Source organism: Streptomyces synnematoformans (assembly GCF_039531005.1).
Lineage (GTDB): Bacteria > Actinomycetota > Actinomycetes > Streptomycetales > Streptomycetaceae > Streptomyces > Streptomyces synnematoformans.
Genome location: NZ_BAAAPF010000344.1, coordinates 1 through 7329, shown reverse-complemented (window position 1 = coordinate 7329; position 7329 = coordinate 1). Strand labels below are relative to the sequence as shown.

The following is a 7329-nucleotide window of genomic DNA, read 5'->3' as shown; positions in this document are numbered from 1 at the left end:
GGTCCGCGTTCAGCGCCGCGACGACGGCGCCGGGCACGTCGGGCCGCACCCGCTGCTCGCCGTGCGCCAGCGCGGCGTTCAGACCCGCCCGCGGGTCGTCCGGTACGACCCGCGCCCCGGCCGCCGCCAGCCGCTCCGCCGCCTCGGCGTCGTCCGTGACGACCGTCACGGAGCCCACCGTCGGGCAGGCGAGCGCCGCGCCCACCGTGTCGAGCGCGAACGCCAGCGCCAGCCGCCCCCGGCCCGGTTCGCCCGCCGCCGGGCCCAGCCGGGACTTCGCCAGCGCCAGCGGTTTCAGCGGCACGACGACATGCCAGAGCCGCGTCCCCGGCCGGCCGGGGACTTCCGTCTGCGCTGCTGCCATGCGTTTCGCCATCGTCGTTCCGCCCCATTGTCGCCTGCCCGCGCTCCGTCCGGACCGGCGGGCCGGTCACATGGGCGTACCGTGTTCTCGACAGACGTGCGACCCGGGGCGAGACTGTTTCGGCCACGAAACGCGCACCGAGGTAAATCCGGGAAGGTGAAAAGAACCGTGTCACGGCGGAGGATCGGCTTCTGGTACCGGCTGGCCGCGGCCCTCTGCAAGCCGCCCCTGCGGGCGCTCGTCAAGCGGGACTGGCGTGGCGCGGAGCACATACCGGCCGACGGCGGATTCATCACCGCCGTCAACCACAACTCGTATCTCGACCCGTTCTTCTATGCCCACTTCCAGTACAACACCGGCCGGGTGCCGAGGTTCCTGGCGAAGGACGGACTCTTCAAGAAGGGCATCGTCGGCACCATGATGCGCGGCACCGGACAGATTCCCGTCTACCGCGAGTCGACCGACGCCTCCACGGCATTCCGGGCCGCCGTCAAAGCCGTCGAGGACGGCGAGTGCGTGGCGTTCTACCCCGAGGGGACCCTCACCCGGGACCCGCAGCTGTGGCCGATGAAGGGCAAGACCGGCGCCGCCCGCGTCGCGCTCGTCACCGGGGCGCCCGTCATCCCCGTCGCGCACTGGGGCGCCAACGAGGTGCTGCCGCCGTACGGCAGGCCCAGGCTCTTCCCCCGCAAGACCTTCCACCTGCTCGCCGGGCCGCCGGTGGACCTGTCGGAGTTCCACGGCAAGGAGCCCACCCCGGAGGTGCTCGCGGCGGCCACCGACGTCATCATGGACGCCGTCACCCGCCTGCTGGAGGAGCTGCGCGGCGAGCCGGCGCCCGCCGAGCGCTTCGACCCGAAGACGGTACGCGCCGAACAGCGCCGCCGCTCCGCGGACCGTAAGGAGAACTCGTGACGCGCTGCGCCGTCTTCGGCACCGGCTCGTGGGGTACGGCCTTCTCGGTGGTGCTGGCCGACGCCGGCTGCCGGGTCACGATGTGGGGCCGCAGGGCCGCGCTCGTCGACGCGATCAACGCCACCCGGGAGAACCCGGACTACCTGCCGGGCGTACGCCTGCCCGACGCCGTCACCGCGACCGCCGACCCCGCCGGGGCCGCCCGGGACGCCGAGTTCACCGTGCTCGCCGTGCCGGCGCAGACGCTCCGCGGCAACCTGGAGCGCTGGGCGCCGCTGCTCGCCCCGGGCACCGTGCTCGTCAGCCTGATGAAGGGCGTCGAGCTGGGCACCGCCAAGCGCATGAGCGAGGTCATCGAGGAGGTCGTCACCGAGGACGCGGCCGGGGACGCCGCCGGCGTACGCGGCCGGGTCGCCGTGCTCACCGGCCCCAACCTGGCCCGCGAGATCGCCGCCCGGCGACCCGCCGCCGCCGTGGTCGCCTGCGCCGACGAGGCGGTGGCCCGGCGGCTGCAGACCGCCTGCCACACCCCGTACTTCCGCCCGTACACCAACACCGACGTCGTCGGCTGCGAACTCGGCGGCGCCGTCAAGAACGTCATCGGCCTGGCCGTCGGCATCGCCGACGGCATGGGCCTCGGCGACAACGCCAAGGCGTCGCTCATCACCCGCGGCCTCGCCGAGACCGCCCGCCTCGGCAGCGCCCTCGGCGCCGACCCGCGCACCTTCGCGGGCCTCGCCGGCATGGGCGACCTGGTCGCCACCTGCTCCTCGCCGCTGTCCCGCAACCACACCTTCGGCACCAACCTCGGCCGCGGCATGACCCTCGCCGAGACCATCGCCGCCACCAGGCAGACCGCCGAGGGCGTCAAGTCCTGCGAGTCGGTGCTCGATCTGGCCCGCCGGCACACGGTCGACATGCCGATCACCGAGACCGTGGTGAGCATCGTGCACGACGGGAAGCCGCCGCTCGTGGCGTTGAAGGAGCTGATGTCGCGCAGCGCCAAGGCCGAGGGACACTGACGTTCCCGGGTGCAGCGGGTAATGTGCGAGCGATGAGCAGCGAGCACTCCTACGAAAGCCAGGGCCGCAAGCCGCGCGTCGCCGTCGTTTTCGGCGGGCGCAGCTCCGAGCACGGCATCTCCGTGGTCACCGCGGGCGCCGTGATGCGCGCCATCGACCGCGAGAAGTACGAGGTGCTGCCCATCGGCATCACCGCGGACGGCCGCTGGGCGCTCACCGCGGACGAACCCGAGCGGATGGCCATCGCCGACCGCCGGGTGCCGCGCGTGGAGGAGCTGGTCGACGCGGCGGCGGAGGACGGCGCCGTCGTGCTCTCCGCCGACCCGGGCAGCCGCGAGGTCGTCTACACCGAGCCGGGGCAGGTCCCCAAGGCGCTCGGCGAGGTCGACGTCGTCTTCCCGATGCTGCACGGCCCGTACGGCGAGGACGGCACGCTGCAGGGCATGCTCGACCTGGCCGGCGTGCCGTACGTGGGCTCCGGGGTGCTGGCCTCCGCGGTCGGCATGGACAAGGAGTACATGAAGCGGGTCTTCGTCTCCTACGGGCTGCCGGTCGGCCCGTACGTCGTGGTCCGGCCGCGCGAGTGGGAGCAGGGCGGCCCCGGGCGGGAGGGCGCGGCGGCGCGCAGGAAGATCGTGGACTTCGCCGCCGACCACGGCTGGCCGGTGTTCGTGAAGCCGGCCCGGGCGGGTTCGTCCATCGGCATCACGAAGGTCGACAGCCGCGGAGGGTTCAGCGCGCTGGAGGACGCGATCGCCGAGGCGCGCCGCCACGACCCGAAGATCATCGTGGAGGCGGCGGTCAGCGGCCGCGAGATCGAGTGCGGCGTGCTGGAGTTCGAGGACGGGCCGCGCGCCAGCGTCCCCGCCGAGATCCCCCCGACCACCAGCCACGACTTCTACGACTTCGAGGCGAAGTACATCGACTCCGCCGACGGCATCGTGCCGGCGCCGCTGACCGGCGAGGAGACCGCCGAGGTGCAGCGGCTCGCGGTCGCCGCGTTCGAGGCCTGCTCCTGCGAGGGGCTGGTGCGGGCGGACTTCTTCCGCACCGACGACGGCGGGTTCGTGATCAACGAGATCAACACGATGCCCGGCTTCACGCCCATCTCGATGTACCCGCGGATGTGGCAGGAGAGCGGCGTGGACTACCCGGAGCTGGTCGACCGGCTCATCCAGGCGGCGCTGCGCCGCTCGACGGGGCTGCGCTAGGGTCTGTGCCCTGGGGCCGGTGCCCTAGAGCACGGTCGGGACGGCCGCCTTGACCGCGTCGGCGAGGTCCGTCAGGGGGTTCACCTCGGGCGCGTACTCCGAGGGCACCGTGACCTCGACGAACGCCTTGCGGCCCGCGGTGACGAAGCGGCGCCCGTCGTCGGTCTCCGCTATCAGCCAGTCGACGCCGTTCACGACGGCCGTCTCGGCATAGGGGTTGTAGTGTTCACTACCCGGGGTCAGCTCCGCCGGCCTGGGCACCCCGCAGCGCAGCCGCACCGCGGGGTCGCCCCACGCGGCGGTCAGCTGCGACGCCGGCTCGGTCGCGCGGCGCTCCTGGCCGTCCACGGTGTCCGGCAGCCGCTCGGCGAGCCTGCCGCAGTAGCCCGCGGCCTTCCCCTGCGGGGTCGGCACGGCCACCTGCGGCGCGCCGCCGTCGCCCCCGGAACAGGCGAGCGGGGCGGCGAGCAGCAGCAGCGCGGCGGTCGGGCGGAGAGCGGAGCGGTATGGCCGGGTGGGGCGGAAGTACGGAACGGGGCGGTCGGCCCGCGCGGGCCGGGACGGGGTGCTCGGCGTGGTCACGCGCCGAGCATACGGGGGGTTCAGAGATGAACGACCGGGCAGGTCAGGGTGCGGGTGATGCCCGACACCTGCTGGACTCTGGCGACCACGAGACGGCCGAGTTCGTCGACGGTGTCCGCCTGGGCGCGCACGATCACGTCGTACGGCCCGGTGACGTCCTCGGCCTGGATCACTCCCGGGATCTTGCCGATGACTTCTGCTACGGCCGAGGCCTTGCCGACCTCGGTCTGGATCAGGATGTAAGCCTGTACCACGGAACCTCCAGGGGCGGCTTCGAGGATCATGTGGGGAGAGACGCAACCGTATCGCGTAGTCCGGCCGCCGGGGGAGGGCCGGGAGCGGCCGTGACGGGCGAGACCGCGGGAGCCGGGTTGACGGAAGGAGCGATCCGATGAGGGGCCACGGGCAGGGGCGGGGCACCGTGGGGGAGCTGGGCGAGTTCGGGCTCATCCGGGAGCTGACCTCCCGGCTGACCACGACGCCGGCCGTACGGGTCGGGCCCGGCGACGACGCGGCGGTGCTCAGCGCCCCCGACCGCCGGGTGGTGGCCAGCACCGACGTGCTGATCGAGGGCCGGCACTTCCGCCGGGACTGGTCGACGGCGTACGACGTGGGCCGCAAGTCCGCCGCGCAGAACCTCGCCGACATCGCCGCCATGGGCGCCGTCCCCACCGCCCTCCTCCTCGGCCTCGTCGTCCCCGCCGACCTGCTCGTCACCTGGCCCGCCGAGCTGATGGACGGGCTGCGCGACGAGTGCCAGGTGGCCGGCGCCGCCGTCGTCGGCGGCGACGTCGTACGCGGCGACGCCATCACCCTCGCGATCACCGCGCTCGGCGACATGCAGGGCCACGAGCCCGTCACCCGCGCCGGCGCCCGCCCCGGCGACGTGGTGGCGGTGACGGGCTGGCTCGGCTGGTCCGCGGCCGGCCACGCCGTCCTGGCCCGCGGCTTCCGCTCGCCCCGCGCCTTCGTCGAGGCGCACCGCCGCCCCGAACCGCCCTACCAGGCGGGCCCGGCGGCCGCGGGGCTCGGCGCGACGTCGATGACGGACGTCAGCGACGGGCTGCTGGCCGACCTCGGGCACGTCGCGGAGGCGGGGAAGGTCCGTATCGACATCCGCACCGCGGCCCTCGACGTGCCCGGGCAGATGGCGGACATCGGCAAGGCGGTGGGCGTGGACCCGCTGCAGTGGGTGCTGACGGGCGGCGAGGACCACGCGATCGTGGCGACGTTCCCGCCGCACGTGAAGCTGCCGGCGCGGTGGCGGGTCGTGGGCGAGGTGCAGGCGCCCTCGGCGGCCGCGCAGGTGACCGTCGACGGCGAGCCCTGGCGGGGCGCGGCGGGCTGGGACCACTTCGGTGGCTGACCCCGCGGCAGGAGGGCCGGGCCCGGACCAGGCGGCCGCCGGGGCCGCGCCGCCGCGGGTGCTGACCGTCGCCGGCTCCGACTCCGGCGGCGGCGCGGGCATCCAGGCCGACCTGAAGACGATGCTCGCGCTCGGCGTGCACGGCATGAGCGTCGTCACCGCCGTGACCGCGCAGAACTCCCGCGGGGTGCAGGGCAGCTGGGAGCTGCCGGCGGCGGCGGTGCGCGCGCAGTTCCGCAGCGTCGTCGACGACATCGGGGTGCAGGCCGTGAAGACCGGCATGCTGGCCGGCGCCGGGACCGTGACGGCGGTCGCGGAGCTGTTGGCCGGGACGGCCGCGCCCGTCGTGGTCGACCCCGTGGGCGTCTCCTCGCACGGCGACCGGCTGCTGGCGGCCGAGGCGCTGGACGCCGTCCGCACCCGGCTGCTCCCGGCGGCGACGGTGGTCACCCCGAACCTGGACGAGACGGCGTGGCTGACCGGGATCCGGGTGGCGGGCGAGGCGGACATGCCGCGGGCGGCGGCGGCGCTGCTGGCGTACGGGCCCCGCTGGGCGCTGGTCAAGGGCGGTCACCTGGCGGCGCGCGCGGGCGCCGACACCGCCGATGCCGTCGACCTGCTGACGGACGGCACCGAGGAGCACTGGCTGCGCGTGCCCCGGCTCCCCGTCCGCCACACCCACGGCACGGGCTGCACGCTGGCGAGCGCCGTCGCCGCGCAGCTGGCGTGGGGGCGGGCCGTGCCGGAGGCGGTGGCGGCGGCGAAGGAGTACGTCACGGGGGCGATCGCCGGCGGGTTCCCGCTGGGGGCGGGGACGGGGCCGGTGGACCACGGGTGGCGGTGGCGTACGGCCGCGGGGCCGGCGCCGGGAACGGGCTGACTCCCGGCCCGTACGCCCCGGAGGCTCGCCCGCGGCGCGGCGGAAACGCGAGAGAGCCGGCCCACCCTGCGGTGGACCGGCCCGCTGTGCGTGCCGGGGCGGCCGCGCTACGTCAGCGCGAGACCTTGCCCGCCTTGATGCACGAGGTGCAGGCGTTGAGGCGCTTCGGCGTCCCCCCGACCACGGCGCGCACCCGCTGGATGTTGGGGTTCCAGCGGCGGCGGGTGCGGCGGTGCGAGTGGGAGATGTTGTTGCCGAAGCCCGGCCCCTTGCCGCAGACGTCGCAGTTGGCAGCCACGGGTCACTCCAAGCTTCTGAATGCACGAACGGTCGGATCCGGCGGCACGTCCTCCTCCTGACGAGGAGCAGGTCGGCCGGGCCGGGAAGGAAGGCCCGGTACGGGACCGGGCAACCTGAGCAGCATACTACGGCGCTTCCCGGCGGAGGAAATCGCCGGTCCAGCGGCTACGCTGCGGCTACACCGTACCCGGCCGTGCCGTCGTCCGTTCCGAGGGGGTTACGAGAGGTGCTCGACACCGCTGCCGTGCGGGCCTGGTGCGCCCTGGCCCTGGAGGCGCTGGGCCGCGGCCGGGAGGAGATCGACGCCGTCAACGTCTTCCCGGTCGCCGACGGCGACACCGGGACCAACCTGTATCTGACGGTGGAGTCGGCGGCCCAGGCGGTGGACGCGGTCTGCGGGGCGTTCGCGGGGGAGGGCGCGGGAGACGGCGCAGGGGAACCGGCGGTGGCGGACGTGCTGCGCGCGATGGCGCACGGCGCGCTGATCGGGGCGCGCGGCAACTCGGGCACGATCCTGGCGGAGCTGCTGCGCGGGCTGACGGGCGCGGTGGTGGATGCCGGTGCCGGCGGCGACGACGACGGCGGCGGCGACGGGGACGGGGACGGCGGCGGCCGCGGCCTGGCCGCCGCGCTGCGGCGGGGCGCGGACGCCGCGCGGGCGGCGGTGGAGCACCCGGTCGAGGGGACGA

General features: G+C 74.8%; 9 protein-coding genes and 1 pseudogene. 6 read left to right on the top strand and 4 right to left on the bottom strand.

Annotated features, from left to right (window positions below):
- Nucleotides 1–376, bottom strand: a pseudogene (locus ABD317_RS31355) (2-phospho-L-lactate guanylyltransferase); the annotation flags it as partial.
- A gap of 156 nt (nucleotides 377–532) precedes the next feature.
- Between ABD317_RS31355 and ABD317_RS31350 the strand changes: the two are divergent.
- Genes ABD317_RS31350 through ABD317_RS31340 form a run of 3 tightly spaced genes read left to right on the top strand, consistent with a single transcriptional unit; the run spans nucleotide 533 to nucleotide 3512 of the window.
- Nucleotides 533–1279, top strand: a complete 747-nt coding sequence (locus ABD317_RS31350; protein WP_027754991.1) for a 1-acyl-sn-glycerol-3-phosphate acyltransferase — start codon at nucleotides 533–535, stop codon at nucleotides 1277–1279.
- Nucleotides 1276–2301: an NAD(P)H-dependent glycerol-3-phosphate dehydrogenase gene (locus ABD317_RS31345; protein WP_344294346.1), complete on the top strand. Its 1026-nt coding sequence runs from the start codon at nucleotides 1276–1278 to the stop codon at nucleotides 2299–2301. The genes ABD317_RS31350 and ABD317_RS31345 overlap by 4 nt, the downstream gene beginning before the upstream one ends.
- A gap of 32 nt (nucleotides 2302–2333) precedes the next feature.
- Complete coding sequence (locus ABD317_RS31340) at nucleotides 2334–3512, top strand: D-alanine--D-alanine ligase family protein (protein ID WP_344294344.1); 1179 nt, start codon at nucleotides 2334–2336, stop codon at nucleotides 3510–3512.
- A 24-nt stretch (nucleotides 3513–3536) separates the two neighbouring features.
- On the opposite strand, the gene ABD317_RS31335 is transcribed toward ABD317_RS31340, so the two are convergent.
- A complete protein-coding gene (locus tag ABD317_RS31335) occupies nucleotides 3537–4094 on the bottom strand; it encodes a DUF3515 family protein (RefSeq protein ID WP_199789023.1) in 558 nt (185 codons plus the stop codon).
- A gap of 20 nt (nucleotides 4095–4114) precedes the next feature.
- Entirely contained in the window at nucleotides 4115–4348 is a 234-nt protein-coding gene (locus tag ABD317_RS31330; protein WP_027754988.1) for an Lrp/AsnC ligand binding domain-containing protein, read from the bottom strand.
- Between the two features lie 137 nt (nucleotides 4349–4485).
- Between ABD317_RS31330 and ABD317_RS31325 the strand changes: the two genes are divergently transcribed.
- Both ABD317_RS31325 and thiD read left to right on the top strand, forming a co-directional pair.
- On the top strand, nucleotides 4486–5460 hold the full coding sequence (locus ABD317_RS31325; RefSeq protein WP_027754987.1) for a thiamine-phosphate kinase: 975 nt from the start codon (nucleotides 4486–4488) through the stop codon (nucleotides 5458–5460).
- The gene (gene thiD, locus ABD317_RS31320; RefSeq protein WP_344294341.1) at nucleotides 5453–6340 is read left to right on the top strand and encodes a bifunctional hydroxymethylpyrimidine kinase/phosphomethylpyrimidine kinase; all 888 of its coding nucleotides are present in this window, start codon (nucleotides 5453–5455) and stop codon (nucleotides 6338–6340) included. The genes ABD317_RS31325 and thiD overlap by 8 nt, the downstream gene beginning before the upstream one ends.
- 112 nt (nucleotides 6341–6452) lie before the next feature.
- On the opposite strand, the gene rpmB is transcribed toward thiD, so the two are convergent.
- Nucleotides 6453–6638 (bottom strand): 50S ribosomal protein L28, encoded by a 186-nt coding sequence (gene rpmB / locus ABD317_RS31315; RefSeq protein WP_018839653.1) that lies wholly within the window; start codon nucleotides 6636–6638, stop codon nucleotides 6453–6455.
- Between the two features lie 195 nt (nucleotides 6639–6833).
- Here rpmB and ABD317_RS31310 point away from each other — a divergent pair.
- The coding region (locus tag ABD317_RS31310) for a DAK2 domain-containing protein (RefSeq protein WP_425582483.1) at nucleotides 6834–7329 on the top strand (496 nt) is incomplete at its 3' end.